At 66.7% G+C, this 23,771-nt stretch carries 22 protein-coding genes and 1 pseudogene; 8 read left to right on the top strand and 15 right to left on the bottom strand.

Annotated features, from left to right (window positions below; genetic code table 11):
• Positions 1–104 precede the first annotated feature (104 nt).
• On the top strand, positions 105–533 hold the full coding sequence (locus RTI28_RS25160; RefSeq protein WP_316922987.1) for an SRPBCC family protein: 429 nt from the start codon (positions 105–107) through the stop codon (positions 531–533).
• 103 nt (positions 534–636) lie between these two features.
• Positions 637–924 carry a DUF2218 domain-containing protein gene (locus RTI28_RS25155; RefSeq protein ID WP_316922986.1) on the top strand — a complete coding sequence of 96 codons (288 nt, stop codon included), beginning with the start codon at positions 637–639 and terminating at the stop codon, positions 922–924.
• Between the two features lie 109 nt (positions 925–1,033).
• On the opposite strand, the gene RTI28_RS25150 is transcribed toward RTI28_RS25155, so the two are convergent.
• Positions 1,034–2,098, bottom strand: a complete 1,065-nt coding sequence (locus RTI28_RS25150; RefSeq protein ID WP_316922985.1) for an AbrB family transcriptional regulator — start codon at positions 2,096–2,098, stop codon at positions 1,034–1,036.
• Positions 2,099–2,227: 129 nt separating this feature from the next.
• Between RTI28_RS25150 and RTI28_RS25145 the strand changes: the two genes are divergently transcribed.
• A complete protein-coding gene (locus RTI28_RS25145) occupies positions 2,228–3,127 on the top strand; it encodes a LysR family transcriptional regulator (RefSeq protein WP_316922984.1) in 900 nt (299 codons plus the stop codon).
• A gap of 45 nt (positions 3,128–3,172) precedes the next feature.
• Here RTI28_RS25145 and RTI28_RS25140 read toward each other — a convergent pair whose 3' ends face one another.
• On the bottom strand, positions 3,173–4,189 hold the full coding sequence (locus RTI28_RS25140; protein ID WP_316922983.1) for an alpha/beta hydrolase: 1,017 nt from the start codon (positions 4,187–4,189) through the stop codon (positions 3,173–3,175).
• A gap of 29 nt (positions 4,190–4,218) precedes the next feature.
• On the bottom strand, positions 4,219–5,427 hold the full coding sequence (locus RTI28_RS25135; RefSeq protein ID WP_316922982.1) for a cytochrome c biogenesis protein DipZ: 1,209 nt from the start codon (positions 5,425–5,427) through the stop codon (positions 4,219–4,221).
• A 221-nt stretch (positions 5,428–5,648) separates the two neighbouring features.
• Here RTI28_RS25135 and RTI28_RS25130 point away from each other — a divergent pair, with 221 nt between their 5' ends.
• Both RTI28_RS25130 and RTI28_RS25125 read left to right on the top strand, forming a co-directional pair.
• Complete coding sequence (locus RTI28_RS25130) at positions 5,649–6,392, top strand: response regulator (protein ID WP_316922981.1); 744 nt, start codon at positions 5,649–5,651, stop codon at positions 6,390–6,392.
• Complete coding sequence (locus RTI28_RS25125) at positions 6,389–7,681, top strand: sensor histidine kinase (protein ID WP_316922980.1); 1,293 nt, start codon at positions 6,389–6,391, stop codon at positions 7,679–7,681. The genes RTI28_RS25130 and RTI28_RS25125 overlap by 4 nt, the downstream gene beginning before the upstream one ends.
• Positions 7,682–8,188: 507 nt before the next feature.
• Here RTI28_RS25125 and RTI28_RS25120 read toward each other — a convergent pair.
• The 5 genes and pseudogenes from RTI28_RS25120 to RTI28_RS25100 all read right to left on the bottom strand — a co-directional run bounded on the left by RTI28_RS25120 (position 8,189) and on the right by RTI28_RS25100 (position 12,219).
• Positions 8,189–8,665, bottom strand: coding sequence for a nuclear transport factor 2 family protein (locus RTI28_RS25120; protein ID WP_316922979.1), 477 nt, complete (start codon positions 8,663–8,665; stop codon positions 8,189–8,191).
• Positions 8,666–8,712: 47 nt separating this feature from the next.
• Positions 8,713–9,600 (bottom strand): annotated as a pseudogene (locus RTI28_RS25115) (pyridoxamine 5'-phosphate oxidase family protein); the annotation flags it as partial.
• A 43-nt stretch (positions 9,601–9,643) separates the two neighbouring features.
• Positions 9,644–10,273, bottom strand: coding sequence for a glutathione S-transferase (locus tag RTI28_RS25110; RefSeq protein ID WP_316922978.1), 630 nt, complete (start codon positions 10,271–10,273; stop codon positions 9,644–9,646).
• Positions 10,274–10,399: 126 nt separating this feature from the next.
• Positions 10,400–11,302, bottom strand: coding sequence for a LysR family transcriptional regulator (locus tag RTI28_RS25105; protein WP_316922977.1), 903 nt, complete (start codon positions 11,300–11,302; stop codon positions 10,400–10,402).
• Entirely contained in the window at positions 11,299–12,219 is a 921-nt protein-coding gene (locus RTI28_RS25100) for a LysR family transcriptional regulator (RefSeq protein ID WP_316922976.1), read from the bottom strand. The genes RTI28_RS25105 and RTI28_RS25100 overlap by 4 nt, the downstream gene beginning before the upstream one ends.
• Before the next feature lie 294 nt (positions 12,220–12,513).
• Here RTI28_RS25100 and RTI28_RS25095 point away from each other — a divergent pair, with 294 nt between their 5' ends.
• Both RTI28_RS25095 and RTI28_RS25090 read left to right on the top strand, forming a co-directional pair.
• On the top strand, positions 12,514–13,128 hold the full coding sequence (locus tag RTI28_RS25095; protein WP_316922975.1) for a biliverdin-producing heme oxygenase: 615 nt from the start codon (positions 12,514–12,516) through the stop codon (positions 13,126–13,128).
• Positions 13,125–15,362 carry an ATP-binding protein gene (locus tag RTI28_RS25090; RefSeq protein WP_316922974.1) on the top strand — a complete coding sequence of 746 codons (2,238 nt, stop codon included), beginning with the start codon at positions 13,125–13,127 and terminating at the stop codon, positions 15,360–15,362. The genes RTI28_RS25095 and RTI28_RS25090 overlap by 4 nt, the downstream gene beginning before the upstream one ends.
• Before the next feature lie 63 nt (positions 15,363–15,425).
• Here the strand turns inward: RTI28_RS25090 and RTI28_RS25085 are convergent, their stop codons facing one another.
• The 6 genes from RTI28_RS25085 to RTI28_RS25060 all read right to left on the bottom strand — a co-directional run bounded on the left by RTI28_RS25085 (position 15,426) and on the right by RTI28_RS25060 (position 21,982).
• Positions 15,426–16,130, bottom strand: coding sequence for an ABC transporter ATP-binding protein (locus RTI28_RS25085; protein ID WP_316922973.1), 705 nt, complete (start codon positions 16,128–16,130; stop codon positions 15,426–15,428).
• Entirely contained in the window at positions 16,130–16,846 is a 717-nt protein-coding gene (locus tag RTI28_RS25080; RefSeq protein ID WP_316922972.1) for an ABC transporter permease, read from the bottom strand. Before RTI28_RS25080 ends, RTI28_RS25085 begins: the two co-directional genes overlap by 1 nt.
• A gap of 205 nt (positions 16,847–17,051) precedes the next feature.
• Entirely contained in the window at positions 17,052–18,551 is a 1,500-nt protein-coding gene (locus RTI28_RS25075; RefSeq protein WP_316922971.1) for an MDR family MFS transporter, read from the bottom strand.
• The gene (locus RTI28_RS25070) at positions 18,541–19,674 is read right to left on the bottom strand and encodes an HlyD family secretion protein (protein ID WP_316922970.1); all 1,134 of its coding nucleotides are present in this window, start codon (positions 19,672–19,674) and stop codon (positions 18,541–18,543) included. The genes RTI28_RS25075 and RTI28_RS25070 overlap by 11 nt, the downstream gene beginning before the upstream one ends.
• Entirely contained in the window at positions 19,671–21,137 is a 1,467-nt protein-coding gene (locus RTI28_RS25065) for a TolC family protein (RefSeq protein WP_316922969.1), read from the bottom strand. The genes RTI28_RS25070 and RTI28_RS25065 overlap by 4 nt, the downstream gene beginning before the upstream one ends.
• Positions 21,138–21,235: 98 nt before the next feature.
• Positions 21,236–21,982, bottom strand: a complete 747-nt coding sequence (locus tag RTI28_RS25060; protein ID WP_316922968.1) for a helix-turn-helix transcriptional regulator — start codon at positions 21,980–21,982, stop codon at positions 21,236–21,238.
• Positions 21,983–22,262: 280 nt separating this feature from the next.
• On the opposite strand from RTI28_RS25060, the gene RTI28_RS25055 reads away from it, so the two are divergent.
• The gene (locus RTI28_RS25055; RefSeq protein ID WP_316922967.1) at positions 22,263–22,802 is read left to right on the top strand and encodes a methylated-DNA--[protein]-cysteine S-methyltransferase; all 540 of its coding nucleotides are present in this window, start codon (positions 22,263–22,265) and stop codon (positions 22,800–22,802) included.
• On the opposite strand, the gene RTI28_RS25050 is transcribed toward RTI28_RS25055, so the two are convergent.
• Positions 22,799–23,740 (bottom strand): choline ABC transporter substrate-binding protein, encoded by a 942-nt coding sequence (locus RTI28_RS25050; RefSeq protein ID WP_316922966.1) that lies wholly within the window; start codon positions 23,738–23,740, stop codon positions 22,799–22,801. The genes RTI28_RS25055 and RTI28_RS25050 overlap by 4 nt on opposite strands.
• Positions 23,741–23,771 lie beyond the last annotated feature (31 nt).

Genomic DNA, 23,771 nt, shown 5'->3' with positions numbered 1-23,771 from the left:
AAGTACCGATGCGAGCCGTGGGTATCGTCCGTCGGAAGAATGGGACGGGTGCCGCCGGCCTGTAAGACTCGCAGCTTCGAATAATGACCACAGGAGACGGATACATGAACTCGGCACAGGGAGAAGTCACGCTGAAGGCCAGCGCGGACCTGGTCTGGCAGATCGTCGGCAACTTCAACGGCCTGCAGGTCTGGCATCCGGCGGTGACGGGCAGCCAGCTGACTGCGGGCGACAACAACGAAGTGGGCGCCGAGCGCCTGCTGGCGCTGGACGGTGGCGGGACCATCAAGGAGCGGCTGCTGGACTACTCGAGCAGCGAGCGGCGTTATCGCTACTGCATTCTCGACTCGCCGTTGCCGGTGAGCGGCTATGAGTCGGTGGTTCGCGTCGAGGACAGTGGCGATGGGCGCTGCCGGGTGGTCTGGAGTGGTTCGTTCGCGGCGCAGGGGGTTTCCGACGGGCAGGCGGCGGAAATCGTCCAGGGTATCTATGACGCCGGACTCGGCTACCTGCGCGAGCAGTTCGCCGGGTAGGCGCGAGTGCGTTGGTCAGGGAGCGAACGCCGGGGTTGTGGCATGGCACCGTCAGCTATATCGTTAATGTATTAACTTTAATCACCCCTCGAGGAACGCCGTCATGCTCTACAGCCAGGCCACCACCCCCACCGCGCAACCCCAGCGCCTGATCAACCGTCTGTCGCGACACTGGGCGCACAAGTTCCAGGTCGAGCAGGAAGACGGCCAGAGTCGCATCGACTTCGGCGGCAGTGGTTGCCTGCTCAAGGTGGTGGAGGCGGGGTTGTGGGTCGAGGCCTGGGGGCCGGCGCAGGAGATGGACGAGCTGGAGGTGGTGATCGTCGATCACCTGCAGCGCAACGCTGCGGCTGGCGAGATCCTGAGTTTTGCCTGGCAGCGGCGCAGTTGAGCGTGCTGCCCGGGTTTCCCTGATGCACCGCGGACACGGATTCTGTGGCCGCTTCGCGCCCATTCGCGGATAAATCCGCTCCCACAAATGAGCCGATTCTCGTCCCCTCCTAGTGCTGGGTCAGGCGGATGATCTGCCGTGCACAGAACGCCCCGGTCAGGATCACGCCGAACAGGCGCAAAGTCTGCATGGCCAGCACTAGGCCGACATCCGAGTCGGTTTCCACCGCGATGATCGCCATGGCATCCAGCCCTCCGGGGCTGGTGGCCAGGTACATGGACAGGAAGTCGCTGCCGCTCAGGCGCGCCAGCGGCCAGGCGCAGGCGGCGCAGAGGGCGATCAGCCCCACGGCGCCGGCGATCATGGTCGGCAGGCGCTTCCACACGTAGGCCAGCGTATCGCGGTCGAAGCGCAGGCCGATGTAGACGCCGATGGCGCCATAGGCCCCGGCCAGCAGCCATTCGGGCAGGGTGATGCGAAGCAGCCCGGACAACTGCAGGCAGCCGCCGAGCAACAGCGGCAGGAGCAAGGCACCGGCGGGTACCTTCGCGCCAGCGACGACCCCGAACAGAACCACCCCCAGGCCGAGCGCGAGATTCAGCATCGACGCGCTCTCTTCGGGCGCCGGCGCGCCGACGGCGATCTCGCCACCGGTGCTGGCCCCCAGCAGATGACTGACCAGCGAACCGAGCATCACCACGCACACCACCCGCACGTATTGCATGGTCGCGACCACCCGGGCGTCGGCACCGTTTTCCTCGGACATCGCCACCATGGCCGAGGCCGCGCCGGGCGCGGTGCCCCAGGCGGCGGTGCTGCCGGGAATGCCGCCGTAGCGCACGGTGGCGAGGCCGACCAGGGCACTGAGCAGCACGGTCAGCAGGGTGGCGAACAGCATCAGTTGCCAGGACTGCGCCAGCGCGGCGAGCACCGACCAGCTGATCGAGTGGGCGACCAGCAGGCCGACACAGCCCTGGCCGAAGCGAAAGGCCTGCCGGTGCAGGCGGATGCTCGCGCCATTCGCGGCGAAGACGATGGCCACCAGCATCGGCCCGAGAAACAGGCCGGCGGGCACTTCGAAGGTATGCAACAACTGGCCGCCGGCACCGGCGCTGGCAATCAGTGCCAGCCATTGCACGGACGGGGAACGGAACCACGGAAGGGCGGAGGGCAAGGGCGATATCTCCCGATCAGAGCGGCGCTGCGACACCGCGAAAGGCAGCAGGCGAGGAAATTATCGACGGCGCAATCCATCAGGTCTATTTTCTACTTTCGATGAATCGATAACTGAAATTCATGAATCATGGACCTGCGTGACCTGACCTACTTCGAAACCATCGCCGAAATCGGCCACCTCGGCCGCGCCGCGGAAAAGCTCAATCGCAGCCAGCCGGCCCTGAGCAAGAGCATCCAGCGCCTGGAGGAATCCCTGGGTACGCGCCTGTTCCAGCGTGATGGCCGGCGCATCAAACTCACCGATGTCGGCGAGCTGCTGCTGGCGCGCGGCAAGCAGTTGCGCCTGAGCATCAGCGAGACCGAGCGCGAGGTCCGCGATTTCGCCAGCGGGCTGATCGGCAACATCCGCCTGGGCTGCGCCGCGAGCATGGCCGAGCACCTCCTGCCGCAACTGGTGGAAGCCCTGCTGGCGCGCGCACCGGAGCTGACCCTGAGCCTGTCCATCGCCCAGGACGATGTCCTGCGTGAGTCCCTGCGTGCCGGGCGTCTGGACGCGATCATCTGTCCGCTGATCGTCGACGATCCGCGTTTCCTCACCTACCCGGTCGTGCAGGACGAGGCGGTGGTGGTGGCCAGCGAAGATCACCCGGTGTTTTCCAGGCCGGTTCAGCTCAGGGACCTGTGTGCCTATCGCTGGGTCCTGGCCTCGCCGACGGTGACCGCGCGGCGCTGGATCGACAACGCCTTCCTGTCCCGGCAGTTGCCGGCGCCGGTGGCGCAGATCGAGACCAATTCCATTTCCCTGTTGCCGCGGCTGATCGCGCGGACCCGGCTGTTGAGTTTTCTCGCCCGCGAGACGCTGGAGCACGGCCAGGGCATGTCGCGCCTTCGCGAGGTGCCGCTGGCCGAAACGACGATGAGCCGGACGGTCGCCGTGATGATCAGGGCGGAGGGCTACCTGCCGCCCGCGGTGGAGGCGATGGTCGAGTTGTTGCGCAGCGACGGGCGGAGTTTTTTCAATGGCTGACGCGCGGGCCGCCCGTGTTATCGGACTTCAGAGAAAGAACCAGGGTCAGAACCGATCCACATCCACGATCGCCTGGGCAAACGCCCGCGGTGCTTCCTGCGGCAGGTTGTGCCCCACGCCACCCTCGATCAGACGGTACTGGTACTTGCCGGTATAGCGCTTGGCATACGCCTCGGCGGGCGGATGCGGGGCGCCGTTGGCATCGCCTTCGAGGGCGATGGTCGGCACCGGGATCGACGGGAACGCTGCCAGCTTCTTCTCGATCGCGTCATAGCGCTGCTCACCTTTCTCCAGCCCCAGCCGCCAGCGGTAGTTGTACACCGACACCGCCACATGATCGGGGTTGGTCAGCGCGGCGGCGCTGCGCTCGTAGGTGGCGTCGTCGAAATTCCACTGTGGCGAGGCGGTCTTCCAGATCAGCCGGGCGAAGTCATGGGTGTTCTGCGCATAGCCCTCGCGCCCGCGTTCGGTGGCGAAGTAGAACTGGTACCACCACTGCAGTTCCGCCGCCGGCGACAACGGTTTGCGCCCCAGTTCCTGGCTGCCGATCAGGTAGCCGCTGACCGCCACCAGGCCCTTGACCCGCTGCGGCCACAGCGCGGCGACGATGTCCGCGGTGCGCGCGCCCCAGTCGTAGCCGCCGAGCACGGCTCGTTCGATGCCCAGGGCATCCATGAAGGCCACCAGGTCCTCGGCCAGCGCCGCCGGCTGGCCGTTGCGCAGGGTCCTGGCCGAGAGGAAGCGGGTTTCGCCGTAGCCGCGGGCATAGGGGATCAGCACCCGGTAGCCCTGTTCGGCGAGGGCCGGGGCGACATCGCTGTAGCTGTGGATGTCGTAGGGCCAGCCGTGCAGCAGGATCACCACCGGGCCATCGGCCGGGCCGACTTCGGCGTAGGCCACGTCGAGCACGCCGGCCTTGACGTGTTTCAGCGGCGCGAAGCCGGTGTGGCTGCCGACGGTGATCGGCGCGATCTGGGGTGCCGCGCTTTCAGCGGCCTGGGCACCCGCCAGAAGCCCCAGTTGCAGGACAGTGGCGGCGATGACGGCAGTAAGGTTGTGCATGCTCTTGCTCCTTGACGAACGCGGGGAATTCAACGGGCGGCCTTGGCTTCGGCCAGCAGTTTGCGGATGACGTTTTCCTGGATGGCATAGGCGCCTTCACCGAAGTGGCTGTAGCGCACCTGGCCGTCGGCATCGATCAGGTAGTGGGCGGGCCAGTACTGGTTGGCGAAGTTGCGCCAGATCGCATAGTCGTTGTCGATCGCCACCGGGTAGGTGATGCCCAGGCGCTCGACCTGCTTGCGCACATTGGCCGGCACCCGCTCGAAGGGGTATTCCGGGGTGTGCACGCCGATCACCACCAGGCCGTCCTTGCCGTAGCGTTCGGCCCACTGCTTGACGTAGGGCAGGGTGTGCTGGCAGTTGATGCAGTCGAAGGTCCAGAAATCCACCAGCACCACCTTGCCGCGCAGGTCTTCGCGGCTCAGCGGCGGCGAGTTCAGCCACTGCACCGCGCCGCCCAGCGACGGCATGCCGCCCTTGGGCGTGAGGTCCGGTTCGCTGGCGGCCTGGGCCTTGGCGACCAGGCGATCGATGACCGCCGACACCGATTTCAGCACCTGCTGTTCCAGGCGGTTGGACAGTTGCGACGAGGTGCCCGCCAGCAGCTCGCGGGTGCCACCGGAAGCGATGCCGACCGCGGCCAGCAGCACCAGCACGCCGCTAGCGCGCCGCAGCCACTCGACCACCGGCAGGGACAGGCGCAGACGGTTGCTCAAGCCCTTGCCGGCAATGATCAGGGTACCCAGCGACACCGCGCTGCCCAGGCCGTAGGCCAGCAACAGCAGGCTGGTCTGCGCGTTCGGTCCGGCGAGCAGGGCGCCACTGAGGATCAGGCCGAGGATCGGCCCGGCGCAGGGGGCCCACAACAGGCCGGTGGCGACGCCGATCAGCAGCGCGGCGAGCGGCCCGGACGCCGTGGCGTTGGGGGCGAGGCGGTTGCCCAGGGCGACGAAAGGCCGGGCCAGCCAGGTGCCGAGGCGCGGTGCCAGCAGCGACAGGGCGAACAGCAGCATCACCGCCAGGGCGAAGTAGCGCCCGCCGATGTTGGCCTTGACCACCCAGTCGCTGCCCACCACCGCCAGGCTCGACACTGCGGCGAAGGTCAGCACCAGGCCGCCGAGGGTCAGCACCAGGGAGGTGCGGCTGCGTCCGGCACGGGCGAAGACGAACGGCACGATGGGCAGGATGCAGGGACTGAGGACGGTCAACAGACCGCCGAGGAAGGCGATGATCAGCATGGCGTACTCCACTGGCGAGAAGGGGGCGCCGCCGACCGGTCGGTCCGCGGCTGTGAGGCATTTCGCCCTGGGCAGGTGTCCCGCGTGTTTCGCAGCCGGTCTTTACTGTCGCTTCAGGTATACCGGTACGGTTCTGATACATAACCCTACAAACCGGGCTGTCAGACGATTCCCGGCTCGATAGACTCCACCCACCTTCTCCCCGCTAAAAGGCCACTGCGATGGATGCCAACGCTGACCATGTGCTGATCGTCGACGACGACCGGGAAATCCGCGAGCTGGTGGGCAACTACCTGAAGAAGAATGGCCTGCGCACCACCCTGGCCGCCGACGGCCGGCAGATGCGCGCCTTTCTCGACGCCGGTCAGGTCGATCTGATCGTCCTCGACATCATGCTCCCCGGCGACGATGGCCTGGTGCTCTGTCGCGAGCTGCGCGCCGGCAAGCACCGGCATACCCCGGTGTTGATGCTCACCGCGCGGGATGACGAAACCGACCGCATCGTCGGCCTGGAAATGGGCGCCGACGACTACCTGGTCAAGCCGTTCTCGGCCCGCGAACTGCTGGCGCGGATCAATGCGGTGCTGCGTCGCACGCGCATGCTGCCGCCGAACCTGGTGGTCAGCGAGCAGGCGCGGCTGTTGGGCTTCGGCAACTGGCGCCTGGATACCACGGCGCGCCATCTGCTCGACGACCACGACACGGTAGTGGCCCTGAGCGGCGCCGAGTACCGTCTGCTGCGGGTGTTTCTCGACCATCCGCAACGGGTGCTCAGCCGCGACCAGTTGCTCAACCTGACCCAGGGCCGCGAGGCCGATCTGTTCGACCGCTCCATCGACCTGATGGTCAGCCGCCTGCGCCAGCGCCTGCTGGACGACGCGCGGCAGCCGGCCTACATCAAGACGGTGCGCAACGAAGGCTATGTGTTCAGCTTCGCCGTGCGCCTGATCGAGGGCACGTCATGAGTCGCTGGCCGCGCAGCCTGGCCTCGCGGCTGTCGCTGATCTTCCTTGCCAGCCTGGTGCTCGCCCACGGCCTGTCCTTCGGCCTGCAGACCTTCGAGCGCTACAGCAGCGCGAAAACCCTGATGCTGAGCAACTTCGAGCAGGACATCGACACCTCGGTGGCGATTCTCGAGCGGCTGCCGGCGGCGGAACGGCCGGCCTGGCTGGCGCGCCTGCAGCGGCCCAACTACAGCTATCGCCTGGATCAGGGCGAAGCGGGCGTGGCGATGCAGGATGAGCCGGTCTCGGTGAAGTCGATCAGGGCCACCCTCGGCGCGCACTATGACCTGACGTTCCGCGATATCCCCGACAGCCGCGCGCATTACCAGGCGCACCTGCGCTTCGCCGACGGCCAGCCGCTGACCCTCGATGTACGTCCGTCGATCATGCCCTTGTCGCCCTGGCTGCCGTTGCTGTTGCTGGGGCAACTGGCGTTGCTGCTGGCCTGCACCTGGCTTGCCGTGCGCACCGCCATGCGCCCGCTGACCCACCTGGCCAGCGCGGTCGACAACCTCGACCTCAGCCGCCCGGCACAAGCGCTGGAGGAACGCGGCCCGACCGAGGTCGCCAGGGCGGCCGCTGCGTTCAACGCCATGCAGGAGCGCATCGCCGCCTATGTGAAGGAGCGGGTGCAACTGCTCGCCGCCATCTCCCACGACCTGCAGACGCCGATCACGCGGATGAAGCTGCGGGTCGAGTTCATGGAGGACTGTGCGGAAAAGGACAAGCTGTGCAGCGACCTCGACGAGATCCAGCACCTGGTCAAGGAGGGCGTGGCCTATGCCCGCAGTACCGAGCCCTCGACGGAGCCGGCCAGCCGGATCCGTCTCGATGCGTTTCTCGAAAGCCTGGTGTTCGACTACCTCGACACCGGCAAGCCGGTCGCCCTGGACGCGCCGGCCGGTGGGGTGATCGTCAGCCGGCCCCAGGCGTTGCGCCGCCTGTTGACCAACCTGGTCGACAACGCGCTGAAGTTCGGCGGCGAGGCGCGGCTGCGTGTGCAGGGCGTGTCCGCCGGGCGCTTGTCGATCCAGGTGCTGGACAAGGGTCCGGGGATTCCCGAGGCGGCGCTGGGCGAGGTGCTCAAGCCGTTCTTCCGCCTGGAAAGCTCGCGCAACCGCGATACCGGCGGCACCGGCCTGGGCCTGGCCATCGCCGCGCAACTGGCGGCGAGCCTGGGTGGGGAATTGCGCCTGAGCAATCGGCAGGAGGGTGGGTTGTGTGCCGAGGTTGTGTTGCGGGGGGAGTGAGGGGGGCAAGATTGAGCGCCCCGTCCGCGGTGCATCGCGGTGTGCATGGCGATGCTCTTCCAGCGTCCTCAGGATCGAGCGCCGTCCGCGCGGCGCTTCGCGGTGTGCATGGCGATGCTCTTCCAGCGTCCTCAAGATCGAGCGCCGCCCGCGCGGCGCTTCGCGGTGTGCATGGCGATGCTTTTCCAGCGTCCTCAAGATCGAGCGCCGCCCGCGCGGCGCATCGCGGGCTACGCCCGCTCCCACATTTGTTGCAACGTACCTATGTCTGACAGGCCATGGTTGACCGCCTTGTTGGTTCGACTCGATACCGAGTCGAGCCCAACAGCCTCCCCGCGATGCATCGCCGAAAAACAAAGGCTAACAACTCAAATCCAACAGGCCATGGCGCGTTGCAACAAATGTGGGAGCGGGCGTAGCCCGCGATGCGCCGCGCGGGCGGCGCTCGATCTCGAGAGCACTGCAAGCCTCAAGACAGGCACCAGACGGTCACCACACAGCCCCCCCTCACAACCCCAACGCCGACAACCCCGGATGCTCATCCGGCCGCCGTCCCAGCGGCCAGTGGAACTTGCGCTGCGCCTCGCTGATCGGCAGGTCGTTGATGCAGGCGAAGCGTCGCGCCATCAGGCCGTGCTCGTCGAACTCCCAGTTCTCGTTGCCATAGGAACGGAACCAGTTGCCCGAGTCGTCGTGCCATTCGTAGGCGTAGCGCACGGCAATGCGGTTGCCGTCGAAGGCCCACAGTTCCTTGATCAGGCGATACTCCAGCTCCTTGTGCCATTTGCGCCGCAGAAAGGCTTCGGCCTCGGCGCGGCCGTCGATGAATTCGGCGCGGTTGCGCCACTGGGTGTCCGGCGTATAGGCCAGGGCGACCCTGGCCGCGTCGCGGCTGTTCCAGCCGTCTTCGGCCAGGCGCACCTTGAGCAGCGCCGACTCGCGGGTGAACGGCGGTACGGGTGGGCGGATCTCGGGATGGGACATGTGCAGGTTCCTCGATAGGTTGAAAAAACTCAGGCAGGCAGGGTCGTCCAGCGCAGCGCCGTGGCGGCGCGGCGCAGCACGACCCGCTCGACGTCGAGGCTCCAGAGCCGTTCGGCACCCTCGACGTGGTGGAGCCGTGGGTCGTCCAGCAGCAGCTCGGTGCGACCCGCAACCTGCAGCAGATCGCCGCTGGCGAAGTCGACGAACAGCAGTCCGGCGACCGGGTTGAGCAACAGGTTGCCCAGGGTGTTGAAGAACTGGTTGCCGCTGTAGTCGGGCACGATCAGGCGGTTGCCCTCGATGGCGATGAAGCCGGGGCGGCCGCCGCGGTGCGAGACGTCCACCGCGTGGCGACCAGCGTCATGCTCGACATGGCTGGCGATGAAGAAGGTGTCCGCCGCGCGGATCATCTCCCGGGTCTGCGGGTTCAGCGCGGTGAACGTTTCGGGGCGTTCCTGCGCAGACTCGCCGACATAGGTGAAGGCGCGCGGCTGGATGTACTTCGGGCAGTTGCCATAGGACTGTTCGACCTCGACCTCGATGCCGGCGCTGTCGATGCGGCGGATGCTGCCGTTCATACGGTTGCGCCGGCGGCTGTGCAGTTCGATGCCGAGCAGGCCGATCGCCCGTCCCGCGCGCAGGCCGGCGCTGGCGGGATCCTGGCTGTGCGCGCGGGTCGCCAGCAGCAGGTGGCGCGGATCGGGAGAGCGGGCGAACCCTGGCGGGCCTTCCAGCAGCGTGGCCCAGGGCTGGCCGTGATCATCCACGGCGCCGACCACGATGAACGGCAGTTGCCCATAGAAGGTCCGGTGCTGCTCGGGCAGGTGGTCACGGATGACTCTCTGGCCGACCAGTTCCATGCGCTCGGCGACATTGAAGCGCGCCTGCAACTGTTTCTCGCCGGCGTGCCAGGGTGACTTCGACGAACTGTCCATCGCGGCTCTCCTGGAAAAGGGCCGCCGAGGCGGCCCGTGGCATTCAACCAGCCTGCAGGCCGGCGGCGGTGCGCGGCATGCCGACGAAGCCCGGCAGTGCCTCGATGCGTTGCAGCCAGGCCCGCACATTCGGGTAGGCCTGCAGCGACACGTTGCCTTCCGGCGCATGGGCGATGTACGAGTAGTTGGCGACATCGGCGATGGTCGCCGTCGCGCCGGCCAGGAACGGCCTGTCGGCCAGCTCGCCCTCCATCACCTGGAGCAGGGTATGGGCGCGGGCGATGACCTCGTCGGCATGGAAGCTGGCATTGAACACGGTGATCAGGCGCGCCGCCGCCGGACCATAGGCCACCGGCCCGGCCGCGACCGACAGCCAGCGTTGCACGCGGGCGGCGCCTACCGGGTCTTCCGGCAGCCACTGGTCGTTGCCGTAGCGTTTTGCCAGGTAGACCAGGATCGCGTTGGAGTCGGCGATGACCGTGCCGTTGTCGTCGATCACCGGAATCTGCCCGAACGGGTTGAGCGCGAGGAATTCCGGGGCCTTGTGCGCGCCGTTGGCCAGGTCGACGAACACCAGTTCGACCGGCAGGCCGAGCAGGGCGAGTTGCAGTTCGATGCGATGGGCGTGGCCGGAAAGCGGGTGGCGATACAGCTTGATGGCGGTCTGGGACATGATCGAGGTTCCGTGTCGAGTCAGGGGAAGGGCAGCGGTGCGGCGCTGCTGGAGGCATCCTGCGCCCGTTCGCGGATCGACAGAATCGCCAGCAATGGCAATCCATAATTCCGTATTCCGAAACAGTCAGCCGAGAAAGGCCGCGTGTTCACGCAGCAGCGGCGTGGCGAAGTCGATGAAGCTGCGCACCCGCGCATCGGCCCGGCGCCCGTCGCGGTAGATCAGCTGCGCGGGCAGGCCGGGGCTGGCGAAGGCGCCGAGGACTCGCACCAGCTTGCCGCTCTGCAGCTCCTGGTGGGCCTCGTAGCTCATGCAGCGAACCAGGCCCAGGCCCAGGGTCGCGGCATGGATGGCGCCGCGCTGGGTGGTGCAGGTCAGCACCGGCCTGAGCCGGACCGGCCGGCTGCCATCGGCGTGACGCAAGCGCCATTCGCTGGCATAGCCGGGGGCGCTGGTCAGCACGGTGCGATGGGCGGCCAGATCGTCGGGCGTCAGTGGCACACCCCAGGCGGCAAGGTACGCCGGCGACGCGCAGACGATCGGACTGACCCGGCCCAGCGGCATGGCGAAGTCCGACGAGTCTGGCTGCTGGCCCAGGGTCAGGGCGACATCGATGGCATCTTCCAGCAGCCGCGGCAGGGTATCGCTGGCCCGGGTGACCAGTTGCACCTCGGGGTAGGCGCGCAGGTAGGCGAGGGCGATCGGGGTGAACACCTGGTGGTCCATCAGCAGCGGCAGGGCGATGTTCAGGCGCCCGGCGGGGCGCACATGCAGGCCGGCGGCGGAGCGTTCGGCGCTCTCGAGCTGCTGGAGAATCTGCCGGCAACTGGCGGCGAAGCGTTCGCCCGCCGGCGTCAGGCTCACCCCGCGCGGACCGCGCAACAGCAGCGCGCTGTCGAGGCGGGTTTCCAGGGCGTCGACCAGGCGGATCAGGGTCGCCGGCGACCAGGCCAGCCGCCGCGCCGCGGCGGCCAGGCTGCCGGCCTCGACCACGGCGACAAAGGCCTGCATCTGCCGATAGCGGCTCATGGCCTGGCGTGCCGCGCCAGGTGCAGGGCGGGGGTGTCGCGAAAACGCTCGACGCAGTGCTCGATGAAGCGGCTGACCTTGGCCGGCACCCGTGCGCCGGGCTGATACAGCACATGCACGGGAAAGGCCTGGATGGCGAAGTCCTCGAGGACCAGTTCCAGCTCGCCCCTGGCCACCCGTTCGGCGGCCTGGTAGGACAGCACCCGGGTGAAGCCCCAGCCCTGGCACGCGGCATTGATCGCCGCCTGGTTGGAGCTGACCAGCAGGCGCGGTTCGGGACGCAGGACCCGCGGCGTGCCACCGACATCGAACTGCCATTCGGTGAGCAGGCTGCTGGTGCTGGACATGACGATCGGCGCGTCGAGCACCTCGTCGGGCGTGGCGGGCCGGCCGACCTGGTCGAGAAAGGCCGGTGCGGCGCACACCACCGGACGGATTTCACCGACCTGGATGGCCTGCAGCGCGGTGTCCGCGAGCAGACCGATGCGCACGGCGACATCCACGTCTTCGTCGACCATGTTCACCAGGCGGTCCACCAGCAGCGCATTGACGGTCACCTCGGGGTGGCTCATCAGGAACTCGGTGATCAGCGGGATCAGGAACAGCTCGCCGAACATCACCGGTGCGGTGACGGTCAGGTTGCCGCGCGGGCGGATGTCGCTGCCGGTGGCCAGTTCCTCGGCCTCCTGCAGATCGACCAGGATGCGCTTGCAGTCCGCGACGAAGCGCCGACCGGCTTCGGTCAGGCGCAGGCTGCGGGTGCTGCGCGCCAGCAGCAGGGTGCCCAGGCGCTGCTCCAGGCCGGCGATCACCCGCGTCACGCTGGGCGGCGACATGCCCAGCAGGCGGGCGCCGGCGGCGAAGCTGCCGGCGTCGGTGACGGCGAGCAAGACCTTCATTTCCTGGAATCTGTCCATGTCGATCGTCCGCGCTGGGAAGGGAGTCGGCGCACCATACCGGCAGCGCGTTTCAAGGTGGAGCGAGTTTATACGCGATCGCAGGCGCCACCGTCGAAATCCACCTGCTCCAGTGCACCGCGATCGGCCCGCGAGCCAGTGCCGACATGGCGAAAACCCGCTGGCATTTCCTTTAGCGCGCCAACTGAATCCCACGTTGCGCGGCTGTAGGAATTAGTCCATTTTGTCTGTTGATCTTTCGATCAGCTTTTAGCCATTGGCCATCACGAGGTCATTCATCAGATCAGAGGCCACATGCAATCAACGCCCTGTGACGTCGCTTCGGCGCCGGTCCTTCAAGCCCTGCGTGCGGGCACCGGCGACCTGCACATCGCACTGGAAAAACGCCTGCCTTTCTTCTCCGACACCCTCGATCTCCCGGCCTTCCTGCGCCTGATGCAGGCCTATCACGGCTTCTATGCACCGCTGGAAGCCGCGTTGCGACAACGCAGCGACCTGCCCGCCGAGGTCGATCCGCAATCGCTGCACAAGACCGCCACCCTGGGCGACGACCTGCGCGCCCTGGGCCTGTCCGCCGAGGCGCTGGCGCAGTTGCCGGTGTGTCGCCAGTTGCCGCCGCTCGGTTCGAGCGCCGCCTGCCTCGGCGTGCTCTATGTCATCGAGGGCGCGACCCTCGGCGGCCAGGTGCTGCGCCGGGAAATCCACCGCCGTCTCGGCCTCGATGCCAGCAATGGCGCGGCCTTTCTCGATGTCTACGGCAGCGACACCGGGCGCCGCTGGCGGGCCTTTCTCTCCCTGCTGTGCGCTCGCCCGCTGGACGCCGCCGGGCGCGGCGTCGTGGTCGCGGCCGCGCAGCAGACATTCCGCTGTTTCGAACGCTGGCTGGAAAGCCGGGAGGTACTGCTGTGAACGCCGAAGAGCAGAAGGCTTTCGACGAACTGCTGGCCGATTGCGCCAACGAGCCGATCCGTTTTCCCGGGGCGATCCAGCCCCATGGCCTGCTGGTCACCCTGAGCGAGCCGGACCTGCGCATCCTCCAGGTCAGCGCCAACGTCGAAACCCTGCTGGGCCATGAACCGCAGGCGCTGATCGGGCAGCCCCTGGAGCAGTTGCTCGGCGCGCAGGCGCTGGCCGCGCTGCGTCCGACCCTGGAGCAGCCGCTGCTGTCCAACGAATCGCCCCTGCAGGTACAGCTCGGCGGCCTGAGCTTCGACGGTCTGCTGCATCGCCACGACGGTGTGCTGATCCTCGAACTGGAAGTGCACGCCCGGCATTTCGGGGCCGACAGCATCGCCGGCAACCTGATCAACCTCGGGCGCATGCTTCAGCGCCTGCAGGGGGCGAAGTCGCTGCAGGCGCTGTACGACATCAGCGTGCGCGAGATCCAGGCCATGACCGGCTACGACCGGGTATTGATCTACCGCTTCGAGGAAGAGGGCCACGGCCAGGTGATCGCCGAAGCCTCCGCGCCGGCCATGGAAGTGTTCAACGGCCTGTTCTTCCCGGCTTCCGACATTCCCCAGCAAGCCCGCGAGCTGTACCGCAGCAACTGGCTGCGGATCATCCCCGATGCCGATTACCAGGCCGTCGCGCTGGTGCCGCGCCTGCGCCCGGATACCCAGGCGCCGCTGGACATGAGTTTCGCCACCCTGCGCAGCGTGTCGCCGATCCACTGCCAGTACATGAAGAACATGGGCGTGCTGTCGTCCATGAGCATCTCGCTGCTCAAGGACGGCGAGCTGTGGGGCCTGATCAGCTGCGGCAATCGCCAGCCGCTGCATGTCCCCCACGAACTGCGCATGGCCTGCCAGGCCATCGGCCAGGTGCTGTCGCTGCAGATCAGCGCCATGGAGGCCCTCGACGTCAGCCGCCAGCGCGACGCCAAGATCGAGGCCCTGGCGCTGCTCAACCAGGCGCTGGTCGACTCGCCGCAGACCGTCTTCGACGGCCTCGCGGGGCAGCCCGAGGTGCTGATGGCGCTGACCGGCGCCGGCGGCGTGGCGATCATCGAGGACCGGCAGTTGCACCGCCACGGTAACTGCCCCGAGCCCGACGAGATCCGCGCCCTGCACCAATGGTTGCAGCACAGCGGCGAGCCGGTGTTCGCCAGCCACAACCTGTCCGCCGTGTACCCGCCGGCCCTGGCGTACCAGGCGGTCGCCAGCGGCGTGCTGGCCATGAGCCTGCCCAAGCCGGTGGACAACGGCGTGCTGTGGTTCCGCCCGGAGGTCAAGGAGAGCATCAACTGGAGCGGTGATCCACGCAAACCGCTGGACCTGGAAAACTCCGAGACCGGCCTGCGCCTGCGTCCGCGCACCTCGTTCGAGATCTGGAAAGTGGAGATGGCGGGGATTTCGCGCAAGTGGAGCCAGGGTGACCTGTTCGCCGCCAATGACCTGCGCCGTTCCGCCCTGGAAAACGACCTGGCGCGCCAGGTACGTCGCGAGCAGCAGGCGGTGCGCGCCCGCGATGACCTGGTGGCGGTGGTGTCCCACGACCTGCGCAACCCGATGACGGTGATCTCCATGCTCTGCGGCATGATGCAGAAGACCTTCAGTTCCGACGGCCCGCACACCTCGCGGCGCATCGCCACGGCCATCGACACCATGCAGCAGGCGGCGGGGCGCATGAGCACGCTGCTGGACGATCTGCTGGATACCTCGAAGATCGATGCCGGGCGCTACACCATCTCGCCGAAGACCCTGGATGTCGGGCAGCTCTTCGAAGAGACCCAGGCCCTGCTGGCGCCGCTGGCCTTGAACAAGGACATCAGCATCGCCTTCGAGAGCGAGCCGGCGCTGAAGATCCATGCCGATCCGGAGCGGCTGTTCCAGGTGCTGTCGAACCTGGTGGGCAATGCCATCAAGTTCACTCCCCGCCTGGGCGCGGTGGGAGTGCATGCGGTGGCGGGGGGCAACGAGATCGTCTTCACCGTACGCGACAACGGCGAAGGGATCGCCGCGGACCAGTTGCCTCACGTGTTCGATCGCTACTGGACGCTGAAGGCGGGCAATCCGACCGGGACCGGGCTGGGCCTGTACATCACCCAGGGTATCGTCGAGGCCCACGGCGGACGGATCGAGGCGCGCAGCGAGCTGGGGAAGGGGACGGAGTTCAGGTTCACCATTCCGGTGGGGCAGTGAATTCCGTCAGCGGGGTTGATTCGCGTCTGCGGCGTCGGATCAGCCCCGTTTCAGGCGGTCATGTCAGCTGTAGATGCTTGCGATGAAGGCGTCATCCAGCGTGGCCCCGCCAAATCTGCTCATGAACGCCTGGGCACTGTCGAAGCGGGAGAACTGCTGATTGTGAATCAGGTGGAAGCTGTCGCAGTGCTCGCAGATCTCCTGGATGTTGTGCGACGAGACGATGATGGTCGCGCCGTTCTCCCGGGCTTTCTTGATGAACGACCAGATGTAGTGGCGCGATTCGGGATCGACCCCGGCGGTGGGTTCGTCGAGGATCAGCAGTTCTTTTGCAAACGAGATGAGCGACAGGGTGAAGAAGAAACGGATCTCCCCGTAGCTGCAATGGCTTGGGCGTTTTTTCAATGTCTCGCTGAATTTCGTTGCCAGTCGGGTATCCCAGGCGTGGAAGGTCTGCAAGGTCGTGGCCAGCGACGGAATCCGTGCGCAGGACAGCGCTGCAGTCATTTCGTAGATTTCTTTCATCGACAGGGTCGCCGGCATGCCCAGGGTCTGTGACAGATAGGAATGCTGGTGCGTGAGGTTTTCCAGTGTGCCCCGGTCCGGGCGGCGGATGGCGCAGATCAGGTCGAAGAAGGTGGTTTTGCCGGCGCCATTCTTGCCGATGATTCCGGTGATCTCGTTTTTCCCGATGAGGATATTGGCGTTGTCGAACAGGACCTTGTCCTTGAACTTCAGTGACAGGGCCTGGGCTTTGATGGCGGGCATCAGTATCTGCTCCATACCGGGTTGATCTTCAGTTTTCGTGCGGTGTACACGAAGGTCACAAGCAGTACGCCGATGAACGACAGCATGAAGGGCAAGGCTTGATAGTGGCCGGCCATGATGTTTTTCGAGAGCAGGAAGATATTGAGCAGATTGACGATATCCAGGGCTGGGCTCTGCACCCTGGTCGACAGCAGTGCCAGCAGGATCAAGGCGAAGATGATGATCGAGATAACGGTGTTGGCCGTCTGGAATTTCAGTCGGCGGTTGGCGAGCAGCAATGCCGGGGTGCAGAAGATGATGAAGCAGGTGAGGAACCTGTAGAGGATCAGCGTCATTTCCGAAACGCTGTATTCACCGAAGCCAGGCTTGGTAATCAGATAGAACGTCAGGCAATAGAGCGATGCCGTCAGGAAACAGCAGATCAGGTGTGACACCAGGAAGATGTTTTTCGCCTCGGCGCAGTAGATGAAGGATCTGATAAACCCGCTTTCCCTGCGTCCGATGATGTAGAAGGCGACACCGAAAAAGGCCACGGTGGCGGCGATATAGGCATGGAAGCCTGCCGTCGAGTGGAGGTAGTTGTCACTTGCGCTGTCGGAGGGGGCATTGGTGTAGGTGATCAGATAGAACAGGGCGCTGGGTGAAATGAGCGTCCAGAGCAATGAGATGGGCTCTCTCAATTGCTCGCGCAGAAACAGGCTGGTGAGTTTGATCACTCTTGCGATCGTTGAAGTCTTCACAGGCACCTTCGACGTTGGCGGGTTTCTTGGGCGTTATGAGCTAAATCCTCGAGTGGGTGTTTTTAGTTGCTGATTCGTCCCGTGTAAGTGGGAATCTTCCTGCTGTTTTGTAGGCGGTGGATCTAATGCCCCGAGAGGAGCGACAGCAGTCGCCGTCGGCCCGGCAGACCACTGCCAATCTTCAGCTTTTCCCGCTGCGCAACAACAGCGCCGCCCCCGCACACACCAGCAGGGCGACGAACGCCAGATAGAACGCATCGCCATACGCCATCAGGAACGACTCATGGCGTATGTGCTCGCCGAGTCGCGCCAGCACCTCCAGCTCATCCGGCGCCCCTTGCAGGCGCTCCTGCAACGCCGGTGAAAACACATCCACCTGTTCGCCGATCCGCACCGAATGAAAACGTTCGCGCTGCGACACCACCTGGGTCAGCACCGCCGTGCCCACTGCGCCACCGAGGTTGCGCAGCATGGAAAACAGCGCCGAGGCCGATCCCGCTTCGCTTTTCGACAAGCCCGACACCGCCAGCACCGACAGCGCCACCATGATGAATGGCTGGCCGATCCCGCGGATCACCGTCGACGGGATGATCACATTGGCCGCCGCGTCGGCATCCAGGCAGGCCCCGAGATAACAGCCCAGCGCCATGATGGCGAAGCCGCTGGCGACCATCAGCTTGGGCGTGAGCCAGCTCATCAGCCTGGGCATGAATGGCGCCAGCAGCAGTTGCACCAGGCCATAGGCGATCAGGCTGACGCCGATTTCCCGAGCGTTGTAGTCATGCATCTGCGACAGGTAGTTGGGCACCAGGAACACCAGGCCGAAGGTCGCCCCGCCGAAGACGAACATCGCCGCGCTGGCCACGCCGAAGTTGTAGCCGGCCAGCAGGCGCAGGTTGATGAAGGCGCGCCTGCCGAACAACTGGGTATGGATGAACAGCAACAGGGCCAGCACGCCGACGACCAGGGTCCAGGTGATGAAGTTCGAGCCGAACCAGTCCTTGCGCCCGCCTTCCTCGAGGACGATCTGGATGGCGCCGAGGCCGACGATCATGGCCGCGATTCCCAGCCAGTCCCCCTGGCGCAGGCGCTGCAACTGCATGGGCTGCGCCGGGATGGCCCAGGCGATGGCCGCCAGCAGCGCCACTCCGGGCAGCAACTGCAGATAGAAGATCCAGCGCCAGCTGTACGCATCGGTGAGCCAGCCGCCGATGGACGGGCCGGCGGCCTGGGCCACGCTGTTGGACAGGCTGAACAGGGCCATGCCCATCGCCACCTTCGACGCCGGCAGCTCGGTGATGATCAGCTGGAACGACAACGGGATCAGCACCGCGCCGGCCGCGCCCTGGATCACCCGGATCAGGATCATGCTCGCCAGGTTGGGCGCCAGCGAACAGGCCACCGAGGCCAGCAGGAAGATCGCCGAGCCCACCAGCATCACCCGGCGCAACGAGAACACCTGCACCAGCCAGGCGGTGAGCGGGATCATCACGATCTCGGCGACCAGGTAGGCCGTGGAAATCCACGAGCCTTCCTCGAAGGTGGCGCCCAGCGAGCCTTCGATCTCCGGCAGGGCGGCGCTGGTGACATGCACGTTCATCCCGGCCATGAAGCAGCCGAACAGCCCGCCGACCACCGCGACCCAGGACTTCAGCGAGATCTTCTGCGCATCAAGGCTCATGGGTGTCGACCTCGGCGATCACCGACATGCCCGGCAGGATCGGCAGCTTCTGCCGGGCGCCGTCCTCCAGCACCACCTTGACCGGAAAGCGCTGGACGATCTTGGTGAAGTTGCCGGTGGCATTGTCCGGCGGCAGCAGGGCGAACACCGCACCGGAGCCCGGCGAGAAGCTGTCGACCCGGCCATGCAGGACCTGGCCGGGGAAGCTGTCGACCAGCAGCGTCACCGGTTGCCCCGGACGCATGCGGCGCAGCTGGGTTTCCTTGAAGTTGGCGACCACGAAGGATTGCTCCACCGGGACCAGTGCCAGCAGCGGCAGCCCCGGGGTGACGTACTGGCGCTGACGCACGCGGCGCTGGCCGACCACGCCGGCGATGGGCGCGCGGATCAGGGTGTCCTCCAGTTCATGGCTGGCCAGCTCCAGGCTGGCATCCGCCTCGGCGGCGCGGGCCCGTTGCTGGTCGAGCAGGGCGGTCGCCTGTTCTCGGCTGGCCTGCAGCACACTGAGGCGGGTGTGCTGGCGGCTGGCGGCGGCCTCGGCACGGCTCAGCGCCGAGCGGGCGCGGGCGAAGTCGGCACTGGCGCTTTCCAGACGCTGCTCGCTGGCCGCCTGTTGCGCCACCAGGTCGCGATAGCGCTGGAAGTCCAGCTGCGCCCGTTGGCGTTCGGCGCGGGCACTGTCGATATCGGCAGCGGCCTGGTCGATCAGCGCCTGCTGTTCCTGCAGGCGCGCCTCCAGGGTGACCAGCGCCGCCTGCTGTGCGGCGATCGCCGCGCGGCTTTCGTTCTGCCGGGCCCGGGCCTGGAGCAGGCGGGCCTGGTAGTCGCGGTCATGGATGCGTACCAGCGGATCGCCGGCAGCCACCGCCTGGTTGTCCGCGACCAGGACCTCGGCGACGTAGCCTGCGACCTTCGGGCTGATGGTGATCCAGTCGGCGCGCACATAGGCGTCGTCGGTCTGCTCCAGATAACGCCCGCTGTCCAGCCAGTACAGGCTGTAGCCGAGCACCGCCAGGCTCAGGGCGGCACCGCCGAGCCAGTACAGACGCTGGCGTCCATGGCGTGGCGGGGGTGTGGTGTCGGCGCCGAGCTGGGCGCGTTGTTCATCGACGGCGATATTCATCGGGCAGTTCCCTGGTCGTTGGCGGCGTAGTGGGCGGCGGGTTCCTGCCAGCCGCCACCGAGGGCCTGAAAGAGATCGATCTGGCGTTCCATCAACTGGCGGTCGGCCTCGGCCTTGTCCGCTTCGAGACGCACCAGGGCGCGCTCGCTGTCGAGCAGGTCGAGGAAGTCGATGGCGCCGGCGCGGTGGTTGAGGCGGGCCAGCTGGTAAGCCTTGCGCCCGCTGTCGAGCGCGGCGAGCAGGGCCGCACGGTGGCGGTTTTCAGCGCTGTAGCGGAGCAGGCTCTGGCGCACTTCCTTGAGGGCGACCAGCGTCCGCTGACGGAAGCGCGCCAGTTGCCCGCGTTCATGAGCCCTGGCGCCATCGACGCGGGCGCGGGTGGCGAGGACATTGGGAAAACGCCAGCTGATCAGCGGCCCGACGCTGTAGCTGATCGCCTGGTGTTCGCCAAGGTCGCCCAGGTGATCGGCGGACGAAGCGATCGCGGCGCCGAACGAGACGCTCGGCAGGTAGTCCGCCTGGCGTATCCCGACTTCGCGGCTGGCCGCTTCCAGCTCGCGCCGGGCCTGGCGGATATCCGGGCGACGCTGCAGCAGCGCCCAGCCATCGCCCACCGGCAGCGGGCGGGCCAGTTGCGGCACGTTGCGACAGCCGCTGATCGCTGGCGGCAGGCTGTCACGCTCGGCACCGACCAGCAGCGCCAGCTCCTCCAGCGCCGCCTCCTGTTCGGCCTGCAACGGTGCCAGGTCCGCGCGGGTTTCTTCCAGCAGGCTGCGCAGACGTTGCACTTCCAGGTCGGTGACCAGCCCGGAACGACGCTGGCGCTCGGTCAGGTCGAGGCTCTGGCGCACGGTGTCCAGCGAGCGCTCCTGGATCATCGCCCGCGCCGCATAGGCACAGGCGCTGGCATAGGCGCGAGCGGTGCCGGCGGCAATACCGACGCGCAGCTGGTCACGGGCGGCTTCGGCGGCCTCGGCATTGGCCTGGGCGGCGAGGATCGACTGGCGCACCTGGCCCCACAGGTCGATCTGGTAGTCGAGGGCGAAGGCGGGGCCGTGGCTCCACTGCGATGGCGCGCGCTGGCCGCTGGCCTTGGCTGCGCTCTGGTCCTCGTCGCTGCGACCGTAATCGCTGTGCCACGACAGGCGGGTATCCGGCCATTGCCGGGCCTTGCTCTGGCCGAGCAGGGCGAGCAGTTCGTCGACATGGGCGAGGGCCGCCTGCAGGTCGAGGTTGTGGGTCAGGGCGCGGGTTACCAGTTGATCGAGCTGCGGATCCTGGTACAGGCGCCACCATTGGGCGTCGGCCGGGGCATTGCTGGTTTCACTGGCGAGGGCGTGCCAGTCGGCGACCACCGGCGCGGTGGTGGCGGGCGCGGGATGCTCGCTGAGCGCCGAGCAGCCGGCCAGCAGCGCAGTGGCGCAGGCCAGTGCCCGCGGGCGAAGGGAGAAGGCTATGGGCATGGTCTGGAGTCATTTTCGTGGTGACTCCGGCAGGTTAGGCAGCGCTGCTTGCCGGTGCGCTCGCGCTGCGGACAACGACCCTCGCGAAACGGACAACCTCAGCCCGCCAGCCCCTGATAGTGGCTGGGCAACTGGCCGATGATGCGCCTGAAGGTCTGCGCGAACGCACTGGGACTCTGGTAGCCATGCTCCAGCGCCACCTCCAGTACCGAGGCGCCGGCAATCAGGCGCTGCATGCCCAGGACCATGCGCACGCGGGTGCGCCAGTCGCCGAAGTTCATCCCCAGTTCGCGCTGGAACAGCCGGGCCAGGGTCCGGCCGCTCATGTTCAGTTGCTGCGCCCAGTCCTCCAGCCCGGTTTCGTCCGCCGGGCGCGCGATGACCTGGTTGCACAGGCGCTGCAGGCGCGGATCGGCGGGCATGGCGAGGTGGATGCCGACGGTCTGCGCGGCGTGCATTTCCTCCAGCAGCAGGGCGTGGATACAGCGCCGCCGGCGCTCGTGCTCGATCGCCAGCGGCAACGCGCTGGCGGCCACCAGCAGCTCGCGCAGCAGCGCGGTGACGGTGATCAGCTGACAGTCCTGGCCGCCCCAGGGCCAGGTCGAGGCGGGCATGAACAGGGTGCGCATGCGCACGCTGCCGAACATGCGGATCTGGTGCCCGGTGCCAGGCGGTACCCACAGCGCATGGCCGGACGGCACCACCCAGTGCGTCCCCGCGGCACCCACCAGCATCACGCCGGACAGGGCGTGGATCAGCTGCGCCTGGATGTGGCAGTGGGGGAGGATCTCTTCACCATCCTGGTGATCGAAGGCCAGTGCTTCCAGGGCCATGGCGCAGGTCATCGGCAGTCCTTGTGCGGTTGCGGCGGGGGAATGTGGCCATTGTAAGAAGCAATGGCGGGGTGATTGTTGCAATTTATTGCAGGGTTGCGCCGAGTTCGCCAGAAAATATCGCCGTGGCGATGCGCGACGCAATCTTTCACCTCTTCGTTCGGCCTCGTGTCGGGCCGAGCCAGCGGTGTGGATCGACCACCCGATGAACCAGGGCTGGATCACCGCAGCCTTGAGATCCATCACGTGCCCATGGTAAAGACTGCCCCCTGACCCCAGGAGCCGCACCCCCATGTTCTACTCCACCACCTACCAATCCCCTGTCGGCACCCTGCAACTGGCGAGCAGCGACAGCCACCTGATGGGCCTGTGGATGGTGGGCCAGAAGTACTTTGGCGACAGCTCCCCGGGCGAACTGATCGTCAACGACGACCTGCCTTTCCTGATCCAGGCCCGCGACTGGCTCGACCGCTATTTCGCCGGTGCACAGCCCGCCATCGCCGAGCTGCCCATGGCCCCCCTGGGCAGCGACTTTCGCCAGGCGGTCTGGACCCTGCTCTGCGAGATCCCCTACGGCGCCACCACCACCTACGGCGAGATCGCCAAGGCGGTGGCCGCCCGCACCGGCCTGGCGAGCATGTCCAGCCAGGCGGTCGGCGGGGCGGTGGGGCACAACCCGATCTCGATCATCATCCCCTGCCACCGGGTCATCGGTCGCGATGGCAGCCTGACCGGCTACGCCGGCGGCATCGACAAGAAGATCCACCTGCTGGAACACGAAGGCGCGCTGTCCTCGCTGTTCTACACGCCCACCCGCGGCAGCGCCCTTTAAAGACTGGCGCGCACCGCCTCCAGCCCCGGCTTGCCCTCCAGCGTGCTGACCCCCTGCAACCAGCCCTCCAGCACCTGCGGGTTGGCCTTGAGCCAGGCCCGCGCGGCGGCTTCCGGTTCCATCTTGTCGTCGAGGATCGAACCCATGATGCGGTTCTCCATGTCCAGGGTGAAACTCAGGTTCTGCAGCAGTTGCCCCACGTTCGGACAGGCCGCCACATAACCCTTGCGCGTCGCCGTGTACACCGTGGCATCGCCGAAGTCGGGGCCGAAGAAGGCGTCGCCGCCGGTGAGGAACCTGATCTTGAAGCGCGTGTTCATCGGATGCGGCTCCCAGCCGAGGAACAGGATCGGCTCGTCGCGGCGAATGGCCCGCTCGACCTGCGACAGCATCCCCGATTCACTCGACGCCACCACGTTGAACCCGGCGTCCTTCAAACCGAAGGCATTCTGCTCGATGGCCTTGAGCACCGCATTGTTGCCGCCATCGCCGGGCTCCAGGCCGTAGATCCTGCCGTTGAGCGGGTCCTTGAAGCGCGGGATATCGGCGAAGTCCCTGAGCCCCTTGTCCCACAGCGCCTGGGGGACGGCCAGGGTGTACTTGGCGTGCTCCAGGTTCTTGCGCACGATGTCGATCTTGCCGGCGTCGCGGTACGGCGCCAGGTCCGGCTCCATGGTCGGGATCCAGTTGCCGAGGAACACGTCCATGCTGCGTCCTTCGGCCAGGGCCTTGTAGGTCAGCGGCACGCCGACCAGGGTGACCTTGGTCCTGTAGCCCAGGCTCTTGAGCAGGGTGGTGGCGACGGCGGTGGTGGACTGGATGTCGGTCCAGCCCGGATCGGACAGGCGCACGGTATGGCATTGCGCGGGATCGCTGGCCTGGCTGGTGACAGCAAAGCTCAACAGCGCACCGGCAAACAGCATGGATTTGGCGGACATCGGATCGCTCCTCGAGGCAGGGATTGGCGTT

Origin of the sequence: Pseudomonas sp. zfem002, from assembly GCF_032621685.1 — a bacterium.
Classification (GTDB): domain Bacteria; phylum Pseudomonadota; class Gammaproteobacteria; order Pseudomonadales; family Pseudomonadaceae; genus Aquipseudomonas; species Aquipseudomonas japonica.
Note: the sequence above shows the minus strand (reverse complement) of the source record. Positions and strands in the feature narration are given on the sequence as shown.